General features: G+C 42.5%; 18 protein-coding genes and 1 pseudogene. 16 read left to right on the top strand and 3 right to left on the bottom strand.

What is annotated here, in order from left to right:
* The first annotated feature begins 44 nt into the window (after positions 1-44).
* From EI981_RS16975 to EI981_RS30115, 8 genes and pseudogenes are all read left to right on the top strand, one after another.
* A complete protein-coding gene (locus EI981_RS16975; protein WP_127000114.1) occupies positions 45-758 on the top strand; it encodes an MgtC/SapB family protein in 714 nt (237 codons plus the stop codon).
* 526 nt (positions 759-1284) lie between these two features.
* The gene (locus EI981_RS16970) at positions 1285-3057 is read left to right on the top strand and encodes an ABC transporter ATP-binding protein (RefSeq protein WP_127000112.1); all 1773 of its coding nucleotides are present in this window, start codon (positions 1285-1287) and stop codon (positions 3055-3057) included.
* 25 nt (positions 3058-3082) lie between these two features.
* Positions 3083-3769 carry a response regulator transcription factor gene (locus EI981_RS16965; RefSeq protein WP_127000110.1) on the top strand — a complete coding sequence of 229 codons (687 nt, stop codon included), beginning with the start codon at positions 3083-3085 and terminating at the stop codon, positions 3767-3769.
* On the top strand, positions 3766-4827 hold the full coding sequence (locus EI981_RS16960; RefSeq protein ID WP_127000108.1) for a sensor histidine kinase: 1062 nt from the start codon (positions 3766-3768) through the stop codon (positions 4825-4827). Before EI981_RS16965 ends, EI981_RS16960 begins: the two co-directional genes overlap by 4 nt.
* Before the next feature lie 106 nt (positions 4828-4933).
* Positions 4934-5629 (top strand): response regulator transcription factor, encoded by a 696-nt coding sequence (locus tag EI981_RS16955; protein ID WP_127000106.1) that lies wholly within the window; start codon positions 4934-4936, stop codon positions 5627-5629.
* Positions 5619-6713 (top strand): sensor histidine kinase, encoded by a 1095-nt coding sequence (locus EI981_RS16950; RefSeq protein WP_127000104.1) that lies wholly within the window; start codon positions 5619-5621, stop codon positions 6711-6713. The genes EI981_RS16955 and EI981_RS16950 overlap by 11 nt, the downstream gene beginning before the upstream one ends.
* Before the next feature lie 324 nt (positions 6714-7037).
* Positions 7038-7529, top strand: a complete 492-nt coding sequence (locus EI981_RS16945) for an RNA polymerase sigma factor (RefSeq protein WP_127004785.1) — start codon at positions 7038-7040, stop codon at positions 7527-7529.
* 129 nt (positions 7530-7658) lie between these two features.
* Positions 7659-7751 (top strand): annotated as a pseudogene (locus EI981_RS30115) (aldo/keto reductase); the annotation flags it as partial.
* 157 nt (positions 7752-7908) lie between these two features.
* On the opposite strand, the gene EI981_RS16935 reads toward EI981_RS30115, so the two are convergent.
* Entirely contained in the window at positions 7909-8361 is a 453-nt protein-coding gene (locus tag EI981_RS16935; RefSeq protein ID WP_127000102.1) for a putative iron-sulfur cluster-binding metallochaperone, read from the bottom strand.
* Between the two features lie 226 nt (positions 8362-8587).
* Between EI981_RS16935 and EI981_RS16930 the strand changes: the two genes are divergently transcribed.
* The 5 genes from EI981_RS16930 (at position 8588) to EI981_RS16910 (ending at position 12876) form a co-directional block, all read left to right on the top strand.
* Positions 8588-9388: a DUF817 domain-containing protein gene (locus EI981_RS16930; RefSeq protein ID WP_127000100.1), complete on the top strand. Its 801-nt coding sequence runs from the start codon at positions 8588-8590 to the stop codon at positions 9386-9388.
* Positions 9389-9411: 23 nt separating this feature from the next.
* Positions 9412-9810 (top strand): hypothetical protein, encoded by a 399-nt coding sequence (locus tag EI981_RS16925; protein WP_127000098.1) that lies wholly within the window; start codon positions 9412-9414, stop codon positions 9808-9810.
* A 22-nt stretch (positions 9811-9832) separates the two neighbouring features.
* Positions 9833-10723: an NAD-dependent epimerase/dehydratase family protein gene (locus EI981_RS16920; protein ID WP_127000096.1), complete on the top strand. Its 891-nt coding sequence runs from the start codon at positions 9833-9835 to the stop codon at positions 10721-10723.
* 31 nt (positions 10724-10754) lie between these two features.
* Positions 10755-11504, top strand: coding sequence for an SDR family NAD(P)-dependent oxidoreductase (locus EI981_RS16915; RefSeq protein WP_127000094.1), 750 nt, complete (start codon positions 10755-10757; stop codon positions 11502-11504).
* Positions 11505-11604: 100 nt separating this feature from the next.
* Complete coding sequence (locus tag EI981_RS16910; RefSeq protein WP_227011475.1) at positions 11605-12876, top strand: MFS transporter; 1272 nt, start codon at positions 11605-11607, stop codon at positions 12874-12876.
* 293 nt (positions 12877-13169) lie between these two features.
* On the opposite strand, the gene EI981_RS16905 is transcribed toward EI981_RS16910, so the two are convergent.
* Positions 13170-14492 carry an MFS transporter gene (locus EI981_RS16905; RefSeq protein ID WP_127000090.1) on the bottom strand — a complete coding sequence of 441 codons (1323 nt, stop codon included), beginning with the start codon at positions 14490-14492 and terminating at the stop codon, positions 13170-13172.
* Between the two features lie 41 nt (positions 14493-14533).
* Positions 14534-15133 carry a TetR/AcrR family transcriptional regulator gene (locus EI981_RS16900; RefSeq protein WP_127004783.1) on the bottom strand — a complete coding sequence of 200 codons (600 nt, stop codon included), beginning with the start codon at positions 15131-15133 and terminating at the stop codon, positions 14534-14536.
* Between the two features lie 207 nt (positions 15134-15340).
* On the opposite strand from EI981_RS16900, the gene EI981_RS16895 reads away from it, so the two are divergent.
* The 3 genes from EI981_RS16895 (at position 15341) to EI981_RS16885 (ending at position 24848) form a co-directional block, all read left to right on the top strand.
* Positions 15341-18544, top strand: coding sequence for an RCC1 domain-containing protein (locus EI981_RS16895; protein WP_127000088.1), 3204 nt, complete (start codon positions 15341-15343; stop codon positions 18542-18544).
* Positions 18545-18670: 126 nt separating this feature from the next.
* Positions 18671-24358: an RHS repeat domain-containing protein gene (locus EI981_RS16890; protein ID WP_127000086.1), complete on the top strand. Its 5688-nt coding sequence runs from the start codon at positions 18671-18673 to the stop codon at positions 24356-24358.
* Positions 24348-24848 carry a hypothetical protein gene (locus tag EI981_RS16885; protein WP_227011474.1) on the top strand — a complete coding sequence of 167 codons (501 nt, stop codon included), beginning with the start codon at positions 24348-24350 and terminating at the stop codon, positions 24846-24848. The genes EI981_RS16890 and EI981_RS16885 overlap by 11 nt, the downstream gene beginning before the upstream one ends.
* Positions 24849-25541 lie beyond the last annotated feature (693 nt).

Here is a 25541-nt window from a genome sequence, read left to right as displayed (position 1 = left end):
AGGGGATAATAAATAATACTCAATATAATTGAAGGAGAAATGTTATGGTTTCAGATTGGGAAATGGTGTTTAAACTTTGCATTGCTTTATTATTCGGTTTGTTCATTGGAATCGACCGGCAGCTGAAGCAGAAGCCGCTGGGGATTAAAACCTGTATGGTCATCTGCATCTCGAGCTGTCTTGTCACCATCGTCTCGATTGAAGCCTTTCAGAAATTTGCCGGGCCGGATCATCCGAATATGGACCCGATGCGCTTGGCGGCTCAAATAGTTAGCGGGATCGGTTTCCTGGGGGCAGGTGCAATTCTGCGCCGCAGTAATGAAGGAATCTCCGGACTAACGTCCGCAGCGATGATCTGGGCGGCTTCCGGGATTGGGATTGCGATTGGTACGGGATTTTATATCGAAGCTGCGCTAGCAGTCATTTTGCTGATTCTCGCTGTTAATTTCGTCCCGTATCTCATTAAGTGGATCGGACCTTATAAGTTGAATCAACGTGATGTATCTCTGAAGGTCGTCATGGAGGAGCATGGTAATGTCACGGATCTGATTCGGATTATTGAACGCAAAGATGACAAGAGCGGCAACAAACATATTCTACAACATCGCATCCGCCGGCTTAAGATCAAAGACCTGGATGAAGGGCGTCACCGGGTAGACATGGTGATTACAGCGTCGGAGAAGGAATATACAACAGAGATTTATAACTTTGTACGGAATATTGATCATGTAATCAGCGTCGAGGTCGAGAATTTATAACTTGAACTACTTTTAGTGCGTGTTCAAAAAGGCCGGTTTTCAGCACCGAGAAGGTTGAATAAAGCTAGGGTCTGAGGAGCGGAGCGTACGTAGTTTGTACGTGAGCACCGGAGGACCCGGCTGAATTCAAGATTCGATGCCGAATAACTTCTTGATTGACTTCGTGATCAAAAGTGGACTTTTTGAACTTCCTCTTTTAGAAGAAGGTTTGTTTAACTTCAGTTTAAATAAGTAGGGTATTCTTCTCTTAAGAATAAAAAGGGAATGTTCAAAAAGGCCAGTTTTATGTCTAACGAAACTACAGATCGTTATTTGCCTAAAAACAGTGGCAAATAAAATCTAACGAAACACCATATCGTTATTTGGAAGAAAATAGGGTGATAAGCCCCTTATTCACTTCAATAACGTTATCCAGTTTCGTTAGAAAGTTTGCCAGCCCAATTTGCTGGAAATAGCGATACCCTGTTTCGTTAGAGGTTAAGGGCGACAATTTGAACTACCTCTAAATAATTCAAGGAGAGGAACCATGAAAACAGATATATCCAAACCTAATTTCTCGTCATTCTATCGATTAATGAAAGAGACGAAGCCACCGATGGCTTTAATCATTGTCTCGATTTTATTAAGCGTTGTTTCTACGCTGGTCGGTCTGGTTATCCCGATGTTTACCAAAAGCCTTGTCGACGGATTCTCTCTGGAATCCATTAGCCGAATGCAGATCGTTGGTCTGGTCGCCGCCTTTATCGGGCAGACGCTGGCGGCCGGCGTGTCTATCTTCCTGTTGAATTATATCGGCCAGAAAGTAGTTGCCATCGTTCGCGATAAATTGTGGAAGAAGCTGCTTGCTTTGCCGGTCTCTTATTTCGATAATAACCGGACCGGGGAATCCGTCAGCCGGATGACGAATGACACAGGAGTCATTAAGACCTTCATTTCCGAGCATGTAGCCAGCTTCTTCAGTGGTATCATCTCCATCATCGGTTCCATCGCTGTTCTGATCTATCTGAACTGGAAGATGACGTTGATTATGTTCCTCGTGATTCCGTTGGCGGCCCTTATACTTGTGCCAATCGGCCGCAAGATGTATAAGGTCTCGATCAGCATGCAGGATGAGACAGCCTCCTTCACGGCGATGATCAGCCAAGTGCTGTCGGAGATCCGTCTTGTAAAAGCCTCCAATGCAGAAAGGATAGAGTATAAGAACGGAAGCAAAGGAATTCAGAATCTGCTGAAATTCGGGATCAAAGAAGGGCTGATTATGGCCTGGATCAGTCCGTTGATGAGCTTCGTCTTAATGATGCTGCTCGTGATAGTCATCGGTTATGGCGGTATGCAGGTATCTTCAGGCGTACTGACCGCTGGGGAACTAGTAGCCTTTATTCTGTATTTGATTCAGATCGTCATTCCTGTAACTCAGCTCAGCACCTTCTTCACCCAACTGCAGAAAGCCAACGGTGCGACCGAGCGGATGATGCAGACGATGAACGAGCAGGAGGAGGATTTCCATGCCGGCCTTGAGGTGACGGATGCGAAGCTTCCAGTTAAAATTGAAAATCTGTCGTTCGGTTATAAGCAGGATGAACCTATCCTTCAGGAGATAAGCTTCCAGATGGAGCCTGGTACTGTCACGGCGGTAGTTGGTCCAAGCGGTGGAGGGAAGACCACGTTATTCCAGGTGCTTGAGCGCTATTATTTGCCGCAGAAGGGACAGGTAATGCTCGGCAACGAGCCAATCGATTCCTTCTCACTTCGATCCTGGCGGGGGATTATCGGCTATGTGTCCCAGGAGAGCCCGATGATTGCCGGGACGATTCGCGAAAACCTATGCTATGGGATTGAACGTGAAGTCAACCTTGAAGAACTGGAGCAAGCTGCGAAAATGGCTTATGCAGATGGGTTCATCTCCGAGCTGCCGGAGGGATTTGATACAGATGTAGGCGAACGCGGAGTGAAGCTATCTGGCGGACAGCGGCAGAGAATTGCTATTGCCCGTGCATTGCTTCGTGATCCGAAGATATTGATGCTGGATGAAGCCACATCCAGTCTGGACAGCCGCTCGGAGATCGTAGTGCAGCAAGCGCTCGATAATCTGATGGCGGGAAGGACGACGATTGTCATCGCTCACCGGTTATCAACGGTTGTCGGAGCGGATCAGATTATTTTTATCGAGAAGGGAAAAGTCACCGGACGGGGTACCCACGAACAACTGCTGCAGCATCATGAGATGTATCGGGAGTTCGCGACGCAGCAACTACAGATTGCCGATGCCTCACCAGAGTTGACCCTTCAGCAACAATAAATAGATCGTAGGTGAATAGTCAATTATGGCGAAAATACTTGTTGTTGATGATGATCATCATATCCGTGAACTGGTCAAGGTTCTGATCGAAGAGGCAGGGATCGGCGAGGTGCTGGAAGCGGCCGATGGTGTTGAAGCACTCGAAATGATGGAGGCACAGCGGGCGGATATGGTTATCCTAGATATCATGATGCCCAATATGGATGGTTGGGAGCTCTGCCGTGAGCTGCGACAAATGTATGAGATGCCGATTCTAATGTTGACTGCTAAGGGGGAGACGAGACAGATCGTCAAGGGCTTTGATCTTGGCACGGACGACTATCTTGTGAAGCCATTCGAGCCTGCCGAGCTTATCGTACGGGTAAGGGCGCTGCTCAAGCGGTATCAAGTGATCGCTTCACAGAGCGTGACGATCGGTACACTTCATGTGGATCGTAAGACATTCCAGGTCATGGCAGAGGGTGAGAGCCTTACCCTGCCGCCCAAGGAATTTGAGTTGCTGTTCCTGCTCGGCAGCTACCCGGGCAAGACAATTCCCAGAGAGCAATTGATTGAGGATATTTGGGGCTATGACTTCGAGGGAAATGAACGGACGGTCGATGTACATGTGAACCGGTTGCGTGAGCGATTCCCGGAACAGCGGTTCCGCTTTCGAATTGTAACGATTCGCGGGCTGGGCTACCGTCTGGAGGTGTACCAGGAAGAGCGATGAAAATACTAAAGAAAATATGGAATATCGTGAAGCATATCTTTCAATATGCTGCCGTACTATTACTGCTTGTAGCCTGCTGGTTCGGTGCTTATTATATTATGAGCTGGGTCTATCATTATACTGGAGTTCCTTCGTCTACTTATGTACTGCAAGCTATTAACATCATCATAGCGTTCCATCTGTTCTTTGGTAGTATGATGCTTATTGGGCTCTTCTACCGTAAGAAAGAAATCGCCAAGGTGAAGAGTATTCTGGACGCCATTCGCCGGATCTCCAAAGGCGATTTCTCTGTGAAGATTGATGAACAGGCTGAGTATCGCGAATTCAACCAAATCGTAGAGAGTGTCAATGAACTGGCCGGGGAATTGGGTCGAATGGAGATGATGCGCCAGGACTTTATCTCAAATGTGTCGCATGAGATTCAATCTCCACTGACCTCGATTCGTGGCTTCACTGAAGCGCTAAGGAATCCGCAGTTGAATGAAGGACAGCGAGGGCATTATCTGGATATCATTGAAGGTGAGAGTCGCAGGCTCTCGCAGATGAGTGATAACATGCTCAAGCTGTCCTCACTTGAATCGGACCGTTCCTCATTTGAACATAGCAGGTTCAGGCTAGACCGTCTGTTACAATCGATTGTGCTTGCTACCGAGCCGCAGTGGCTGGGTAAGCAGATAGAGATCGAGCTGGACCTTAAGGAAATCTATATCGAGGGCGTAGAGGAATTGCTGAGCCAGGTGTGGGTTAATCTCCTTAATAACAGTATTAAGTTCACACCTGTGAAAGGCAGGATAGGGGTGAAGCTTACTGCAGATGAAGAGGGGGCTAATGTGATCATCGCCGATTCTGGAGTAGGTATCTCCAAGGAGGATCTCCCTTACATCTTCGATCGCTTCTATAAAGCGGATAAATCAAGAAATCGCAATGCTGGCGGCAGTGGACTCGGCTTGTCTATCGTCCGGAAGATTGTTGATATTCATCGCGGGCAGATATCTGTAGAATCGCAGCCGGAACAGGGTACACAATTTACAGTTTTTATTCCAATCCAGTGGCAATAATGAAAAGCTTGTAATCCTTTTTTAACCGTTTATTTGGAATCGATGTTATTCGTCATGGTATGATAGAATCATATGTGTGACTTTAGTCGATAAAAGGATGAAACAGATGAGTAAACAAATATTAATTGTAGATGATGATGAGAAGATAGCCAAACTGATAGAGATTTATTTAATAAATGAAGGATATCGTGTGATTAAGGCGGATAACGGGTTGGCAGCACTGGACATCGTCGGGCAGCAGGAGATTGATCTGATCGTACTTGACGTAATGATGCCGGGTCTGGATGGAATCTCGGTCTGTCTGAAAATCCGCGAGACGTTGACAACGCCGATTCTAATGCTGAGTGCAAAAGATGGCGATATGGATAAGATTACTGGGCTTATGACTGGTGCTGACGATTATATGGTGAAGCCATTTAACCCGCTGGAGCTTGTGGCCAGGGTCAAGTCGCTACTGCGCAGATCCTCCTATTCAGCACAGCCAGTTTCGTCCAACACAGGTCATATTATTAAGATCGGCCCTCTGCAGGTGGACAAAGAGACACACACCGCAAGTGTCGATGGAAGGGCAGTCAAGCTGACACCGATCGAGTTCAGCATTCTGTATCTACTGTCCAGCCATCCGGGACGGGTATTCAGCTCGGAGGAGATCTTTGAACTTATCTGGAAGGATAAATATTTCGAGAGCAGCAACTCCGTTACCGTGCATATCAGCCGCTTGCGAGATAAGCTGGAGAAGGAAATGGAATGCGAAGCGCTGATCAAGACCGTATGGGGGGTTGGCTACAAAATTGAAGGCTAGTCTTCGTTTTTTGTCCTGGTTGTTATGGACTGTAGTCACCTCGCTAGTTGCTTTGCTCTTACTCTTTCAATTAGCCAAGCTGACGTTCTTTCTTTTTCCCCATCTCACTTTGCAATCAGCATTGATCTGGATCAACCGGAATATTGGATTTCCGGAAGTGTATTATCTGTCCGGTGTACCGATTCTGATGCTGTTTGCTCTGTATTTCTACAGGCGCAGTGTACGGAGGCATGAGGAGAAATATTTGAAGCTGCTCATTGAGGAAGTACACCAGATTGAAGAAGGATCAGCATCACGAATCCCGGTCGAGAATGTGGGTCAGCTCGGTCAGCTTGCTACAGATATTAACCGCATGATTGATCGGCTCAGAACCTCGATTGAGGAGGAACGACGTGCAGAGCAGACCAAGAGTGAGCTGATTACGAATGTATCGCATGACCTTCGCACGCCACTTACTTCGATTACTGGATATTTGGGGCTCATCGATCAGGATCGTTATCGCGATGAGGTTGAGCTTCGATATTACGTCAATATGGCATACGAAGAGTCGCTGCGTCTAACACAGCTTCTGCAGGATCTGTTCGAATTCACCCGACTGCAAAATATGGAGATGAGGCTGGAGAAGAGGAGAATTAATCTGACCGAGATGTTATATCAGATTACATCTCATTTCGGCTGGCAGCTGCAGGAGAATGGGATGGAGTGTCGCCTCTATCTCAAGCCACAGCTATTCGTTCATGCAGACGGGGACAAGCTGCGGAGGGTGTACGAGAATCTTATTACGAATGCTATTCGCTATGGCAGCGGCGGGAAATATATTGATATCCGCGGTGAGGCTACGGCGAATGAAGTGATCACTGAGGTGATCAATTATGGCGAGCCGATTCCGAAAGCGGATCTGCCGCATCTGTTCGATCGCTTCTATCGCGTGGAGAAATCACGGGCAACGCATACGGGTGGCTCGGGAATCGGCCTGGCGATTGCCAAGCATATCGTTGATCAGCATGAAGGTACGATTATGGCTGAAAGTAATGAACATCGCACAGTATTCCGAGTCCGCTTAAGGAAGGACGACTTGGAATAGAGAAACGCCGGGTATCCGATCTGGGTATTGATAATAGCATAGAGCAACAGGAAATGAACCATTTGGAGACCATTCCAGATGGTTTTTTTGTGCTTGTCGCGTTTTTTTAAGAATTAAGCAGTGAAATCTTAAGATAAACTTAAGAAAATCTTATCCGTACTGCAAGCTATATCATCCATAATGACAATAGCAGTACTGGGTGTCCTTGGATAGCACTCAGATAAAACTCTAAATTACTATTTTTCCTATCGCATGTATAGGAACGGGTAGTATGACTGCGGCAATGCTCGCAGGAAATATAGAGAATTAAGGGAGAAACCTATGATGAATAGCCGAATGATGGATGTAATTTACCGTGAGTATAAAACCGATGTGTATCAATATTTGTACTATTTATGCCGGAATCATCACAATGCCGAGGATCTAATGCAGGAGACATTCTACCGTGCCCTGACAAGGCTTGATGGGATGGAACCGAAGCGGATCAAAGCCTGGCTGCTGCGGGTGGCCCATAACGCCTACATCGATAAGATCCGTAAAGATAGCCGTTCCAATGTGTATGAGAATGAATTCTTCTATAACTTCTCCAATGAAGAGACGCCGGAGACGAAGGTGCTCACCCAGGAGGTTCGAGATGAACTATTTGACCAGCTGTCCCTGCTTCCGCCGAATCAACAGCATGCGGTGCTGCTGTTCGATGTACATGGATTTTCCTATTTGGAATCTGCTGAACTGATGGGAATTGGCTTATCTCATTTTAAAATATTACTGTATCGCGCCAGACAGAAGCTGCGTAAGAGCAGACAGACAGCTTAAGATATAGTTACCCTGATAATGGCGTAAAGATGCCAAGCTAGGTCTTGATTGTATCGACCTGTTCCTCGTGCATTGGCCAGTCAAAGACTAGTACAAAGACACTTGGCGCGCTTTGGATAAGATCTCGGGATTATTACGATTCCGAAATCTGTGAACGAGCAGCGGATTATCGAGAATGCTGATATATTTGATTTCGAGCTGAGCGCAGAAGATATCGCGTAGATCGATGCGCTGAATGAGAATTAGCATTTTGGTCCAGATCTGAATAATTTCGATTTCTAAGTGATTAGATATAATGATAAGAGAGCTGTGCGCACAGCTCTCTTTTTAAATTTTGGCAGTTTTCATAAGTCATGTTGATATCTTAGTTGACGAGAGATTAGCTCTTGTTGATGCTCCGAATGAATGAAGTAACATTACCCAAACAACAGGATCCTTGTGGGTTATTAACCTCGCACCCACAACGATTAGCTTGAACTTGTTCTCGTATATGGTCAATGGGACGCTGATTTTGCTGAACAGCTTGTATTAAGTTTTCTCTCGTCCATCCAAAGCAGTAACAAACAGGAACATCCAACGCATCGTCTTTTTGAAACACCGGAACTTTGAGCATATCCTTGCCAAAGGTCTGCTCACCGCTGAAATACACAACATCGCAAGATGCATTAGTGCAAAAAGCGTATGTCATTTCAGGTTGAGTGGTTTCTAACACTGTTGGTTTAAGCAATGCCTTGAGCGTTATTAGTTGAATACTTTTGCCCTTTTGTTGACAAACAGGACATTGAGTAGGTGTTGTTGACTTTTCGGTGGTGATTTGACAACAACCATCCATTTTTATCTCCCCTTATTTAGCGTGTTAATATGATAAAAGCCTTTTAGGCGTGATTCTGGCCCATTATAGCATACATCAATTTATAGCAAAAATCTTTTAGAAAAGAGCCTATTTCTTTGGTTTGCACGGTCGGGGGGAATTGATATATAAGAAAAAATGTTCTGCCCCTCTCACCCCGTCTGTGTTAAAATCGTGTATATCTGTTTACCAATTATCGGAGGAATTTATGACTTTTGTTCGAAATTTGCTGCAATTTGGGTGGTTGCAAGCTTTGTCCTGTATATTCCCAGTAATTATTTTTGGAACGCTGGGATTAACCAAGGTCGTACATATCCCGGGCTTGCCGAGATATGATCTGATTCTGATCATCTGTGTGCTGGCGCAAATCGGCATGATTGTCTTCAAGCTGGAGACGCTGGATGAACTCAAGGTAATCTGCATGTTCCATATCATTGGCCTATGTCTGGAATTGTTCAAGGTACATATGGGTTCATGGGTTTATCCTGAACAGGCTTGGACGAAGATTTACGGGGTTCCGCTCTATAGCGGGTTTATGTACGCTAGTGTAGCCAGTTATATTTGTCAGGCATGGCGCAGACTTCAGCTGGAGATGGTGGGCTGGCCCAGAGGGTGGCTTACTGTGCTTATTTGTGCGGCGATCTACCTCAATTTTTTCACGCATCATTTTATTGGCGATTATCGCTGGTGGCTAACGGCTCTCCTATTCCTTATATTCTTCCGGACGAGAGTGCATTACACGCTTCATTCCCAGACGTACCGGATGCCGTTGATGCTGTCTTTTGTCCTGATTGGCTTCTTCATCTGGATCGCGGAGAATATTTCAACTTTTCTGGGAGCCTGGAGATATCCGGATCAGGAGTACAAGTGGCAGCTCGTTCATATCGGCAAGATCAGTTCATGGTTCCTGTTGGTTGTGATTAGCATTATTATTGTAGCGCAATTGAAGCATGTCAAAACGGGTCTGACCAGGCACAAAAGTGATGGGAATGAGGGAACTGTCAGTTAAGATAAGAACGGAGGTGGTCAGTGATGAATAAATCGAAGGGTTATTTTTACTACTTGCTATGGACCATCGGGATGCTGATCGTCGTATATTACGGCAACCAATTCGTTGGCATGATGGAGTCGAAGAAGGGGGAGTTCCTTCGCATCGATTATAGTCTACTGGGCAATATCATATATGCGCTTGTGTTCGGGATCTATTTGAGCCTCCTTAATGGTTTGCCGTCACGCAGGAAGTTTTATAGGCCATTGTTCTTTTTCGTATTTTTGCCTAGTTTGATTCTAATGATCTATCCGGTGCTGAATATTTTCTTCAAGATGCCTTATTATGCTCTGTATTTAGATGTAGCTAGACAGGAGGGCCATTTCTTCTTCGGGATACTCTGTGGGTTAACGTTGATGAAGAGCTTATTCGGTAGTCGGTAGAAAAGAGGGGGAGGTATGTGTTATGGAGAAGAAAATATTGATCCTAGGAGGATCTCGATATTTCGGGAGGAGGCTGGTTCAACTGCTGGCCAGTGAGGGGCAGCATCAGGTGACGGTCGCTACGCGCGGGCTGACGAAGGTAGAATTTGCAGGCGAGGTTCAACAAATTGTTCTGGACCGCACAGACGCAGCTTCCTTGCGGGAAGTGGCGCAGTCTGGGCCGTGGGATATCGTCTATGACAATATTTGTTACTCTCCGAATGAGGCACTAGCTGCGGTGCAAGCTTTTGAAGGCTATGTCGGTCGGTATATTGTAACCTCTTCAGAATCGGTGTACGACTACCTCAATCATACGCTAGTCGAGGCGGATTTTGATCCATATCATTATGAGCTGAAAATGGGTGACCGTGATCAGTTCGATTATGCGGAGGGGAAGCGGCTTGTCGAGACAGTCTTCATACAAAAGGCTAAGTTTCCAGTGTGTGCGATGCGCATTCCGATTGTCCTTGGACTGGACGACTATACACGCAGGCTGCATTTCCATGTAGAGCATGTGGAGAAGGAACTGACGATTGGTGTTCCTAATCCTGAGGCGGCGATCTCATTCATCACTTCGGGTGAAGTAGCGTCCTTCATGAAATGGCTAGGCAACGCTTCGATCACAGGACCTGTGAATGGAAGCTCTGATGGGTCGGTGACGATCGGCCAAATTATTAAAATGATTGAACAAGCTACCGGCAAAGAGGCCCACATCGTACCAGAGACTGAGGAGGAACATATGTCTCCGTTTGGCATTCCGACCTCATGGACGATGGATACGGCCAAAGCTCAGGCGGCGGGTTACACTTTTCAATCCGTTCAGGAATGGTTGCCAAAGCTGATCCGCGATATTGTATCTGAACATAGAGAATAGATGCTTATTCATTTGAGAGGAGCGGATTCAGGTGTTGTTTCAGGGTCAAGTTGTCATCGTCACTGGGGCGGGGCAGGGCATTGGACGCGGCGTAGCTAAGACCTATACCGAGCTTGGAGCGGCGGTTGTCGTAGCTGAGGTGAATGAGGCGGCGGGGAACAAGGTCGCTGAGGAGATCAACTCTAGCGGTGGAACTAGCTTGTTCGTTCCATGTGATGTCAGGCAGGAGGCGGATATTATCCGCTTGATGGCCGCAGCTCATGAGCGGTTTGGCCGGATTGATGTACTGATCAACAATGCGGGTGTATCTCGATTCAAAGATCTGTTTGACTTAACGGTGGAGGACTGGGACGATGTGCTGAACACAAATGTGCGCAGCTGCTTTCTCGCCTCGCGCGAAGTCGCCAAATATATGAAGGCGGGCGGACGCGGAGGTTCGATCGTCAATATCTCATCGACGCGGTACTTGATGTCGGAGCCGAATTCGGAAGCCTATGCCGCTTCCAAGGGAGCGATTGCCTCTCTTAGTCATGCTCTCGCGGTGACACTCGGAAGTGATCAGATTCGCGTCAATTGCATTAGTCCCGGCTGGATTGAGACTAGGGATTATGAGGCGCTGCGGGATATTGATCATCAACAGCATCCGGCCGGCAGGGTTGGAACTCCAGAGGATATTGCCCGGGCGTGTCTATATTTTACAGATCCGAATAATACCTTTGTTACAGGGGCACATATCGTGGTCGATGGGGGAATGACCCGGAAAATGATATACGAGCCCTAGGATTTATTTATAGATAAGGAGATTGTTATGAGACCGATTTGAGTTAAGCCATGCGCTTCTTAGATTAATATTTTTATACAACTAAATAGGAGTGAACATGGTGAAATTCAGACCGTCTTTTTATTATTTATGGGGATCACAGACATTATCGAATACGGTCGATGTGCTCTACCTGGTGGCATTGACCACTTATGTGCTGAATCAGACCGGATCGATTATTTTTGCCACACTGGTGCCTTTCTTTCGCGTTGTCGCTCAGATGCTTAGCGGGCTGTTGGCGCCGCTGCTGATTCACCGTTATCGCTTATCGTTTCTGCTGACACTAGCGCAAAGTGGACAGTTTATGCTGTTCACAGTACTTGCATTATATCTGTCACCATGGTTTGGCGGTGTGAATACCGTAGTCATTTATGCCCTCATTGCTGGCCTATCCTTTCTGGATGGGTGGACAAGTCCGGCACGGAACGCACTGATCCCAAGATTAGTGGATGATTCCAGCTTGATGAAGGCGAATGGGATTGTCGGAACGACAGATCAGATCGTGCAGTTCGCCGGGTGGGCCATCAGCGGGGTGCTGGTTGCGGCGATGGGCTCTTTTCCCGTATTAGTGGTAGTTGCAGTGTGTTACTGTATTGCTGCTGCGGTTACGGTTCTGATCGAGGATCCTACGGAGGCCAAGCGGAGAAACTTGTTCGACGTGCATACCACGGTGACGATGGCGAAGGATACGGTGGGGGATGGAACATCATCGGATGAGAAGGCTTTAACTCGCTGGGAGGTTCTGAAGGAAGGCTGGGTCGCTCTCTGGCGGGTTCCTAGACTTCGTGCTTTGACGCTGATGGATGTATGCGATGCGCTGGGCGGGATGGTATGGGTCGGCGCGTTCATCCTCGTGTTTGTCCAGGATGTACTGCATCAGGATGAGAAGTGGTGGGGATATATTAATGCGAGTTACTTTGCCGGAGCAGTACTTGGTGGGTTCATCGTCGTCGCTCTGGTCAAGAAATTCGAGAAAAAAATGTTCCTCTCCATGATCATAGGGACGTTGGGCTACGGCCTTCTAACCGCCTGCTTCGCGCTGAATCATACGGCTTGGCTGGCACTTGTCATTGTTCTCTTCACCGGGCCATTTACCGAGCTTGCTGGAGTGACCAGACGTACGCTCATTCAGCGCAGTGTGAATAAAGAAATGCTGCCAAAAGTGTTCTCGGCACAATCAACGCTGCTTAGCACCTTGTATGGACTGTCCCTTCTGTTGCTGAGCGGAATTGCGGAATGGTTCGGAATTGTGAATATGTATTTGCTGGCTGCTTTGCTTAGCTTGATCACAGCTGTGATCGGCTTTGTGAATCGAAAGGCGATTCAGCTGTAGAAGCAACTAAAGGGGCATCTCCAAAGTCGATATTGCGACTTGGAGATGCCCCTTTTGCTTTGTTTGACCTAATTATCGGACATTATTGACCGTTAGAGTTGAATCTTTGGTGAAACTTCCTTGTAACGGACAATTATGTCCATTACAAGGAGTGATGTCGCGAGAGACCGCATTTTTTGCTTCTAATGGTCAAAAGTGTCCGTTAGAAGAGCGTAGTTGTTCTTTTTTTGCTCTAGCGGTCATTTTTGACCGTTAGATAAGAGCAATCGCGTCAGGATAGCCCCTTTGTTTCGTTATTTTGCAGCTTGGGGAGTGCTTTGCTGGCTGCTTCGTTTCGCTCTGAGCGAGAGCAGGAAGCACAATACGAGAACGATTGCAGCTGAGACGTAAGGATAGTTGATGTTATAATCGAACAAGAATCCGGCAACAATCGGACCTGCAATATTGCCAAGGCTCGTGTATGCCGAGTTCAGACCAGCCACATATCCCTGATTCTCATCGGCCATCTTGGACATTTGTGTACCGATTGCAGGCCGCAATATATCGATCGATAGGAACAGAATGAATGTTACGACGAGAATGAGCCAGTAAGTGTGCACCAATAGCGTTAGAAGAACGAATGCAGCAGCTGTGATCAGACAGAATGATATGACATTGCGTTCTCCGAACTTGTTCAAAATCCAGCCGAAGATCGTTAATTGAACGACCGCCCCGGCGATGGAACCAAAGGTAATTATGAAGGCGATATCTTTGGCCGTAAAGCCAAACTTATGATCAACAAAAAGTCCAAATACGGTCTCATAGTTCGCCAGACCAAATGAAGCAACAAACACGATGATAAGAGCAATAAAATAAGGTTCTTTATAGGAGTTTAGTAATTGTTTGAATAATGACTGTTTAGGAGCAACGTTGGCAGTATCCTTTGCCACTTTCGCTTGTTTTTTGGATTCCGGCAGTGCTAACAAGGTAATTGTGGCGGCGACGGCGCCGGCAACTGCGGCCGCGAAGAATGGAACGCGAATCCCGAATTCGGCGATAAATCCGCCAATACCAGGACCGATAATAAAACCGGTCGTAATGGCTGCATTGATGAAGCCCATTCCGGTAGCCCGCTCGTCATCGGTGGTAGTATCCGCCGTATAGGCCATTACGGCAGGGAAGATCAGCGCGGCGCCCAATCCACCGATCATTCTGCTTGCGAATAGTAGCGCTGGCGCATTAGCGATCCCGAAGAGAAGCTCTGATACGGCGAATACGACCATCCCGATTACAATAATTTTCTTTCGTCCGAACATATCGGATAATCTCCCAGCATAAGGAGAGAATATAAGTTGTGTTAGTGAGAATGATGCGACCAGCAGGCCGACGGTGCTACCGCTAATATGCAGCTCAGTCATATAGGTCGGCATGATGGGAACGACAAGACCGATCCCGGTAAATACGATAAAAATATTAAGCATGAGAAGCAGTAGTGCTCCTCTATTTTTAAATAAAATTGACATAATAATATCCTCCGCATGGTGTAGAATAGTTGAGGCTGTCGGTGGATACATCCGATTCCTGGAACTATACTGACCGTTCGTTTTATAAAAAATAATAAAAAATGAAAGCTGCATAATAACGTATATTTAAACCTCATTTGAAAGAACCAATAAATTTAATGAGGGGGATTAGCGATACCATATAAGTATATTTTAATGGCTTGCTGATACAATTGAATCGCATTTTGCAATTTCAACTGACGCGACATATGACTCAGACCGATCACGAGACTCTCTAAAATGATGGCAAGACATTCGATGTTCTCCGCCTTGAACTCTCCGTTATCGACGCCCTGCTGAATCAGATCCTGATTAAATTTAAGGTGCCCCTGCACCATCTCGATAATACGTTCCTCAACATCACCTGGTTTCTCATCATGATTGAAGAACTCGCCAGCTGCTTTGGAGAGGGGATGATTAAGATCATCAAGCACCAAATGCTTGGCGAAGCCGTACAGCTTATCGGTGACCGTCTTATAATGAGACACATTCTCTTGCCATTTCACTTCCCATTCCTGCTCCCACTCATCCAATAAATAGAGGAATAGACCCTCTTTGCTCTTGAAATGATAATAAATATTCCCTTTGCTGCTTCCGGTCGCCTCCGAAATGTCCTCAATCGAAGTCGCCTTATAGCCTTTATTGACAAACAAAGCTCGTGCAGCATCGGCAACTCTTCGCTTCGTCTGTTCACTTTGCAATTGCTTCTTATTCAATGCAGCGCCCTTCGATTCCATTACAATCGGCTCCCTTAACTTATTAGCAAAAATATTTTATACTGAACGTTCGTTCAGGATTATATCAAATTTAAAGGGGGGAGTGCAAGACTTTGTTTAGAAAAATTTTGGGAGGGGGTGTAGAAGTGAAAAGTAATGTACATAAATAGAGGAATATAAGATGATAAGGGAGAATATGTCACATAATTGAATATATTTCTATTTGGGGAGGCGAATATTTTGTCTAGATTTAGAAGGTGTCTAGTTACTTGTATTACAGTACTTAGTTTTTTGTTGTTTGACTTACAAGCCTATGGTTCTACTACATACTATAATTATGATTCTTCAAATCGATTGATCCACAAAACGGTAACCTCTTCCTCTGGTGAAAAAACTTCATGGGAATATACAAATGATCAAAATGGAAGCTTGATTCGAAGGATAGTCGTGGGAAATTTAGATAGTCTAACAAATTCGGATTTTGAGCTGTACTCAGGGAATAATGGAGTTGCAGACCACTGGGAGATTTATGGGAATGGAAATGGAAATGCTATATATGACATCTCGAATTCATCTTATTCAGGAAAACAATCTCAAAGGATAAGTGCCAGTGGTATTTCCAGCGGATCTTCAATCGGACTTAGTCAAACAATAGCCATCCAAGGGAGACGATCATATATTTTAGGTGGCTATTATCGTGTAATAGATCTGTTTGGTGCGACCGCGCAATTAAAAATTGAATTTTATAATTCATCTAGTGTTCTAGTTGGTAGTGAATTTCAAGAGATTAACGAACCGAATCAGGGCTATGAACATATTACAATCCGAGGAAATGTTCCTGTTAATGCGGTTAAAGCAAAAGTAATAATAGCAATCCATAGTATCACTTCAGGATCTGGAAGAATTGAAGTAGATAACACGAACTTTGAATATCCACAGTCGGTTAATTTAATTGCGGGTGGGAGATATGTAACTTATGGACTAAGAAATGACGGTAAAGTATGGGGGTGGGGAACAAACAGTTCAGATAAATATACGAGGGTTCCATCTGAGTTACCAGGATTTGAAAATATAAAGTCGCTTGCTTTAGGGAATCAAAATAGACATGTTATTGCTATTAAGGAAGATGGAACCGTGTTGACCTATTCTCATTATAATAATGGAGGGGAAGCAGGTGATGGGACTACCGAAATGAAATATACACCTGTAGTGGCTGTAGGTCTTACAGATGTTATATCGGTCACTGCGGGATATGATTATACAGTAGCACTAAAAAAAGACGGGACAGTTTGGGCATGGGGGGGAAATAATTATGGACAATTAGGAGATGGAACTACTATTAATAGAAGCATTCCTGTTCAAGTTGAAGGTATTAGCAATGTTGTTGGAGTTGCTGCAGGTGATGATCATACTGTTGCTTTGAAAAGTGATGGTACAGTGTGGACTTGGGGATTTGGCGATAGTGGAAGACTAGGGGATGGAAGTGGAAAATTACATAATACACCAGTCCCAACTCAGGTTCCAGGTTTAAATAATATAAAAGCAGTAACCGCAGGTTATAGTTACACCTTAGTTTTGGATGATAATGGTAAAGTCTGGGGATTTGGAAGAAATGGTTATGGTGAACTAGGGATTGGCTCAACAAAATCAATGCATTCACCCGTTCAAATTCCTGAATTAGAGGTAATTGCTATCGCAGCCGGAGGTTATCATTCACTAGCATTAAAAGCCGATGGAACTGTAATGGCCTGGGGAAGAAACTGGAGTGGGGAAATTGGAGATGGGTTAGGAGGAAAAACTAATGAGCAATTAACTCCTACTCAAGTTCTTAATTTGACTGGAGTAGATTCCATTGCGGCTGGGGAAGAACATTCAATTGCACTAAAAGCCGATGGAACACTTTGGACATGGGGAGATAATACGTACGGACAAATTGGCACCGGTGACGGTAAAAAAAGCTTATTTCCGATTCCTGTCTGGACAAGAGGATACGAATCCATTCCTCCAACCAAGCCTAACAACCTGATTATTGTAGAACAGACTGCTAATACTGTGACATTAGAGTGGGAAACTTCGAGCGATAATTCGGGAATTGCTGGTTATGATATTTACAATTATGATTCAAAGCTGACTCGCTCAAGAACGAACAGAGTCACTTTAGAAAAACTAGAAACAAACAAGACTTACTTAATAACAGTTAAAGCGGTAGATTTATCTGGCAATGTATCAGAACCGAGTAATTCAGTAGTTATTCAAACAGGTCAAGACACTGAACCTCCAACTGTACCTACTAAATTGACTAAGGTCTCCTCCACCTATGATTCGGTTACTTTGAAGTGGGAAGCTTCGAAAGATAATGTTGGGGTCGCCGAATATGAGTTGTTCAAAGATGGAGAGCAAGTAGCAGTTACTACTCAACTAACCGTAACTATATATGGCTTGACTGAGGGTGGAACCTATACCTTTACAGTAAGGGCCAAAGATATGGCAGGTAATGTGTCCGAGCATAGTTTACCTTTGATTGTAACTCTATCATCCGATCATGAACCACCTACCGCTCCAACGAATCTGGCAGCTTCAATAATTAGTGTTACTAGTGCACGGCTATCATGGACGAAGTCAACCGATAATGTGGGAGTTGTAGGCTATGATATTTATCTTATCTCTGACTCGGATCCAGATCTAATTGCAACCAGTACAACAAACTCATATACGTTAAATGAACTTCAACCGAATACAACCTACACTGTTATGGTTAGAGCCAGGGATAATGCAGGAAATCAATCGGCAGATAGTTCAAATGTTAGTTTTACTACAAAGGCAGATACTACGAAGCCTAGCACACCTACTAATTTAACTTTGGTCACCATGACTAACAATTCAGTTACTTTGAAATGGGATGAATCAACAGACAATGTTGGTGTAGTTGCTTATGACATTTTTGAAGGAACGAATCTCGTTGCAACAGTTGCTCTGCCAAGTGGTGGAGTAATTAATCTCCTTCCTAGTACACCTTACCGATTTACTGTTGTTGCTAGAGATGCTGCGGGTAATAAATCGAGTCCAAGTGTTCCGCTTAATGTGACAATTATACCTGATAATGAAAGTCCTTCTGCTCCAACCAACCTAACTTATTCAGAAACACTGACTAATAGTATTAAATTAGTATGGGATGAATCAACAGATAATGTGGGGGTAGTGGGTTACCAGATATATCGTGACTCTGAACTGGTTGGAACCTCAAGCGTGAATAACTTTCAGGATATGGGACTAGTACCGGGCACCTCTTATAGGTATGAGATCATTGCAATAGATAGCTCAGGCAACCTGTCTTTACCGAGTGAATCCCTGATTGTATCCACTGCTAGTTCGTCAGAGCATGATTTATTACAGGACTCGGAAACCGAGTAACATTCCCAAGAATGAAATTTTACTTACTAAAGACAAAGATGAAAATTTCATAATCACAACGAGAAGAGCCACTTAGATTTGCAGTCATAAGTGGCTCTTTAAATTATCTCAAACAGGAGGTTTACAATGAAGATTCTAGTAAAATTGCTTGTTGTTGCAATTATAATAACTTCCATAAATCCTGGTTCGCTGGTATTTGCGGATTCATCGGCATCATCTCAACAAGATAGCACTTCTGATTCAACCTCTCCTGTGACTAAATCTACCAACGAGATAGTGCCAGAGGCATTTACTTATAGAAGTTCGGAGAGTAAGAATATTAGCTTAAAGCATCAAAAAGTGGACAGTACTCTGAATATTACAGGTCGCAAGCAATTTATCCAAAAAAATTTTAGTCCAAAACTGAAACAAATTCTGGCATATTATCAGCCTGAGGAGCTGGTCAATATAACGGAAGAGCAAAAACTAGAGGTAGTCAATTGGAATGAAGAACAAGTAATCGCTATAATCGAACAATTAGCCGAAAGAGAAAAAGAGCAATTGGATAAAATTGTGCCAGCAGCTATCGAAAATTATAACTATGTTAAGAATCGAGAGGATTATTTAAAAGATTATCAATCTAATCTGGAGGATAACAAAACAATTACTCAACTTATGACCACTCCTAATTCATTGAGTAATATAAATTCTACAAAACCGTTTCAAGTCGATGAATTTAATATTGAATATAATTATTCAGTCCAAACCGATAATATCGTTGATCCTGTATATAGAACTGCAAATCATAGCGTGACGGATATTCAATTAACGGGAAAGTATGGATTGGCGCTAAATCTGAATCGCTCCTATAATTCTTTGTTCAGTAAAGTTCTATCGCCGGAGTATGAAACTGGTATTGGAAATATAGGAAGAGTAACTTCAAAGGCTGAGATTAATGGCTTTATTGCTACCGGGTGGACTTTAAATATACCTAATATGCAAATCACTTCCGAAATTGCTGAAATCAAACCAGAGTTACTTAGTTGTTCTGAAGCAAATAATCCTTGTGCTGGAGACACAAATTCAAATATTCCAACAAGCGGATTCCTGACCAGGTATTCATTGCAAACGTCAGAAGTAGAGAAGATTATCTTTACTTTGGAAAATGGAGCATCTATTGAATTCCATAATGGGCTTCCTTATCAATACCCTTATAAGAGCTTATCCTTAGTTAAGGAACAATCCAATTATAAATTAATAGTAAATGAGGAGTTTACATATACGTTTAGTCCCTCTGGAAGAATTTTAAGCAAGGAAAACCGCTATGGTGACAAAATCTTGTATCAATATAATGATTTTAAAATTGATGGTAATGATAATATCAATATAATTGACTCCTATCAAAGAAACATTACTATCTTTAGAAAAAGAGATTTGAATTTTAAAGATAGTCCTCTTATTATAACAGGAATTAAAGTAACAGATGGGACGACGATTGTTAAAGATATAAAGTATGATGTTTCCCGTTCAGTAACGAATCTAGCATACAGAACTTGGTCGGATGATACAGGGGCTCAATTGGTAGAAAATCCTAACTTGGGTTATTGGCAATTAGAACAAGTAATCGATCAAACACAAGGAAAGAAAATATTGGAGTCCTATGATTACTATACGATTGATTCAACTAAATTAGCGGATTTTAATTTCAAATCTAATGATTACGCCTATAGTTCTAACGCCGATGGCATTCCTACGTCTTACGATGCAAATCAATGTACAGATAAGACTAAAATCTGCTATTCCAATCAATGGTTGTGGAGCTCAGATAATCAATATGTTGAATCTAGTAGTATTGTTCAAGTGAACAACATTCAGTATGGAGAGATCGCCTACTTATTATTGAAGGATATTAACTTTTTTAATGGGCTAAAGGTTAAATTTAATTATCAGAACTATAATTCTGGTTGGTCAATTAACCCGGAATATGTGCAGAAGGAACTATTCAGAGGTAGTACAAGATTATACACAGATTCAAATGCAATAACATATTTCGGTTATCATGCGGTTGAACGGGTTGACTATATTTATGAAGAGAATAATCAGACAAAGTTAATTTCGGATTATTATGCGAATCAACATTTGGATCATGGCTGGCAGTTTAATGAATATTGGAAGAACCATAAACAGAACATCCCTCGACTTAAAAATAGTTCTCGATTTGGACATAAGCAAACGATAAGAACACAAAAGCAAGTTGGAAAATTGCAAAGTTACAGCTTTAAACAGTATGAATATGAGCCTGACGGAATTAACTTTGTTTTGAAATATAATTGGGTTAACCCTGAGGATTACAACCCGTTGGATCTTAATGATGGAGGGATTCATTACACGAATCGGAATAGCTATATTACGAGATATGAATATACTCAAGGTACCGAGCAACCGAACGTTATTTCGTCCTATGTAGGTAACATATCAGATGTTCAAAGTCCTCCTCCAGCTCCTCTATCCAGCATTAAAGAGTCATATACATATAACGAGTGGGGGCTGGTAGCAAATTACGAGGATAAATCAGGAAATACGACAGTATATCAGTACGATGGTCCTCAACATAAACTCACTAAGAAAACTATCAAAAGTTCAGATCAACAACAGGAAGTAGTCCAAGAGCTGGTATATTATTCAAGCAATGATCCTGAAGCCTATAAGAGAGATCAACTTAAATGGACAATCTGGACTCAGAGGTATAGTGATCCTGCAACCCCTTCTAAAGTTAATACAGATACTTATAAAACAGAATACACTCTGTATGACAAAGATAGAAATGTACTCCAGACCTTGGAATCAGCTGCTGGGGATCAGTTTGAGAAGATACCGCCGGTTACAGAGAGAATCTATACGTATACCTCTTTAGGGCAGGTAGAAACTGAATTGCTTAAGGCGAAATTATCCAGTAGCATCTATATATCTGATTTAAAGACAGAGTATAAATATGATATTCGCGGGAATACTATCCGAATTTTATATCCAGATTATTCATATAGAGAGTACAAGTATGATTCGATGAATAGAGTAGTATCCTCCAGTTTTAAAACAACTAGAACGACGTCAATTTCTTATGATGATACGAAGCGGCAAGTAACTGTTACATTTCCAGACGGAGAAATTCAGAGAACTCAGTATTCTCCGTTTGGATTAGCCTTACGGGGCGAACAGTCACGAGCAGGTATGAGTCGAGTAACTTTTGTCAATCAGACGACGGATGGTCAAATCATTGATGCTGAACTACCTTTTGGTGAGCCGTCCTTACAAACAAGCTATACTTATGATTCAACAGGAAGACAAAAGACAATAACAGATAGCATGGGGAATACAACCGTCTTCTCTTATGCGAATACAGCTATTGGAAATAATGAACGCTATCAAGAAACAATTGAGATGAACTATCCAGATGGCAAGGTTGAGACTAAATATTACAACACAATCGGACTATTAGAGCGGATTGTTGAGAAATCTTCTGATCAAGTTCGAACGACTTCTAAATCATATTCAGCATTTGGTGATGTAACTAAAGACCAGATAATTACTCAGATTGGAGGTTCCCCAGGAAGCAGTAATACTACGAAATACAGCTATGATTCAAATCATCATTTAATTCTTCTGAAAGATCAGGAGGGTAAGCAACATAAGTATGCTTATGACCATAATGGTAATCTTTTAACTTATTATCTTAACGGAAAGAAGCAAACCGAAAATTCATATAATGAAGCCGGTTGGACTATGAGTAGTACCGATGCTTCTAGTAATAAGGAAAGCTATGAATACAATAACATTGGTCTAACCGCAAAATTTATGGACAAAAAGGGTCAAGTTACACGCTATGCATACACAACTTATAATGAGCCTGAGTCTGTAGAGATTACGAATTCAAACAAGAAAGTCTATGGGATTACGTATGCTTATGATAAACTTACTCGCAAGATTATTAATTTAACTTCTGCTGAGTATGGGGAACAAAACAAAGTAGAGAGTATCGACTATCATTACGATCAATGGAATCGTATGGATCAACAAACGGTAGCTGGACGCAACTATCAACTAGGGTATGACAAGTGGGATCGCTTGACAAACCTAACTTTTCCAGATACCAAGACTCAGAAGATTTCGTATGACAATCTAAGTCGTATTGACTCCGTCGAGTATGGAAATTCTGGGATAATGAGATACAATTATTCAATTGGCCTTAATAACAATTTTTATACTATTTCGTATCCAAACCGGACATCCCAACGAATACAGCAGAATGAATTTGGTGAGATCATTGGACTAACTCATCAAACGAATGGCGTGGCTGCATTTGAAGAACTTAATAAGTATGATGGACTGGGGAATATAATAGAAATAAATAGAACGAAGGGAAATCAGTCTTCGAATGAGCGTTTTTCATATGATGGTCTGAATCGTCTTGTTCAGGAAGATATAGAGCCAGGGCAAATTAAATATGTATATGATGAGCGAGGGAATCGCCAGCAACGAAACACGACCTTTGATGAAGAACAGCCCTCCACCAAACAGACTCATTATTCATATAACGCTGCCAACATGCTTAATGGTTTTTCAGACAAAGAAGAGGGCACAGAATATTCCTACACGTATTACGCTGATGGACTCAGAGCAACTAAGATGGGAACGAATGAGAGAGTTCGGTACGTTTATTTAAACGGCAATGTAATTGAAGAGTTAAACCTGGATTCAGATGGTAATGTAACAGGAGTAAAAGCACGAAATATTTGGGGTAATGAGCTTCTATATCGAGAAGATAACAACTCGAATAAAGCAGGATATTATTTGTACAATGGCCATGGTGATGTTATACAAATAAATGATTCTGCTGGAACAATGCTCAACAGCTATGAATATGACACCTGGGGTAGAATCACTTCAATGGCCGAGTCCATGTCTAATCCTTACAGATACACAGGTCAATATTATGACGACGAATCAGGTTTATACTATTTACGCGCTCGTTATTATGATCCAGTAGATGGCAGGTTTGTGAGTGAGGATACGTATAAGGGGGAACTTACGAATCCGCTTAGTCTGAATTTGTATACGTATGTGGAGAATAATCCATTAATTTTCATTGATCCAAGTGGGCATTTCAAATTTAAGCCTTATGAATACGGTGAACTTGATAATATTTTAACGCAGGCAATCAAACAAACCTCAACTAAAAATGCAGAGTATTGGGCTTATAGATCTTACCTCGGAACTAAATTCCAGCCTATTTTTAATGATAAAAACAATAATCAGTTTAAGTATCTATTTGGCCTGTTAACACAAACAAGTACCTATGGGAATAATGAGGGTAGGGCTACATGGGCAAAAGCACAATTATTAGAAGCATATCAAGATTCAGTACAAGAAGAAGTATTTGCAGCAATGGCTGCTGCTGGTTTTGGATCGTTTGGAGGTAGAAATAATAAGGGGATAGTTTCTGGTAGGGGTACGGGTAATGCATTTATAAGAGGGGCTACCAATACTTCTGAGTTAAAAGCTAATCAATTTAAGGGGTTAAAAAACAATGGAATAGTAAAAGTAAATTCTTCAGGGAGTGATCGCCCAGTAACAGGCGCTCCAAATAGCTACTATACTACTGCCAATAGCGCGCATGTTTTTGTGTATGATGGACAAGGAAAATTAATTTATGATTTGAGCGGGGATAGAGTTAAGGCATTTAATATCAACGTCAATCCAGCTGGTAAAGAGTTCTACCAGCCATATAAGTTAGATGGGGCAGTTCCGCAATTTATTAAAGATTTATTTGGATGGTGATAAGATGAACGCTATAAAATTATACCAAAGTATCGTAAACGAACAGATATTTCATGAGTTCAAAGAACAAAGAGGAGTTTCGCTGTTTAACCACTCGGCGAACAGTAATTACATTGAGGATTTTATTTCAGTAGCTTATGTTCTATGTCCAAATATTATTGAAGTCAATGGTTATATATTTATCGCTGATTTCTTCGAGACTCAAGAAGATAAAGCATTGGATAAGTTATTGAAATTAGAATCACAATTCAACTCTAATAAAAAACACATAGAACAATGGGTTAATAGTTGGAGTTTTGGTGACTTTTTCTTGGGAAAAGACTGCGAGTCTATGGATAATGAAAAAATTTTAAAACAGTTTGGAGACATCTTGGTATATAACTGGATGAGAAGAGCAAAAGAACTTTTTCCAAACAGAAATATTATTGCTGAGTATAGTGAAGGACTCATGGGGGAATTAGGTCTTTCAATCACTCTTTATGAGCAATGACTTCTACTGTGATGTTGTATATGCCTCCTTTCTATTGTCTTCTATTTGAGAATTAGCTGTAATATTAGAATTTCTATTGCGAAAAATACACGTGGTAACTTATGTTAGTAATTTATTTTGGAAAGTAGCTCGGTGAAAAGTGTCGGCTACTAATTTGAATGATATTCTAGAAAATTTTGATTTCACAGATAACATAGTTACGGAAGTGAGATGGGCTGACAACCTAATAGACCTCACAGTAGTTCTCGATTATTATTGGGATATTCAAGATGGTCATGAAACTACAAGGCTCTTAAAGATTATTTCCTAAAATTGCATAAAAGCGGATTTTCAAATCAGCACAGAATAGTGAAGCTGATTTTAAAACTAAAGAATTCAAAAAAAATTATTCGTTGAAGATTTAAACATAATGAACCTGTCGGCGGGGATTAATTGAATGATCATCATCCGAATTCAAATGGTAGAGGATCTTGTAATGAAGGCTTCACAATCTGAAAGGGCAAATATGCGGGTGTGCAAAAAGCCTTTGAAAAAAATCAAAGGTGTTGTTTACCGACTTTTTATGGTGTTATTTGAGTAAGTTTCGCATTAAATTATCAAAATAGATCAGAACAGTCACAAATATGATTAGTCCTTAGAAATAATCTATATTTATTTTCTGAAAAATTCTCTTAAGTTTATGCTCCTTTCTTT

The organism is Paenibacillus lutimineralis, from assembly GCF_003991425.1.
Lineage (GTDB): Bacteria > Bacillota > Bacilli > Paenibacillales > Paenibacillaceae > Fontibacillus > Fontibacillus lutimineralis.
Note: the sequence above shows the minus strand (reverse complement) of the source record. Positions and strands in the feature narration are given on the sequence as shown.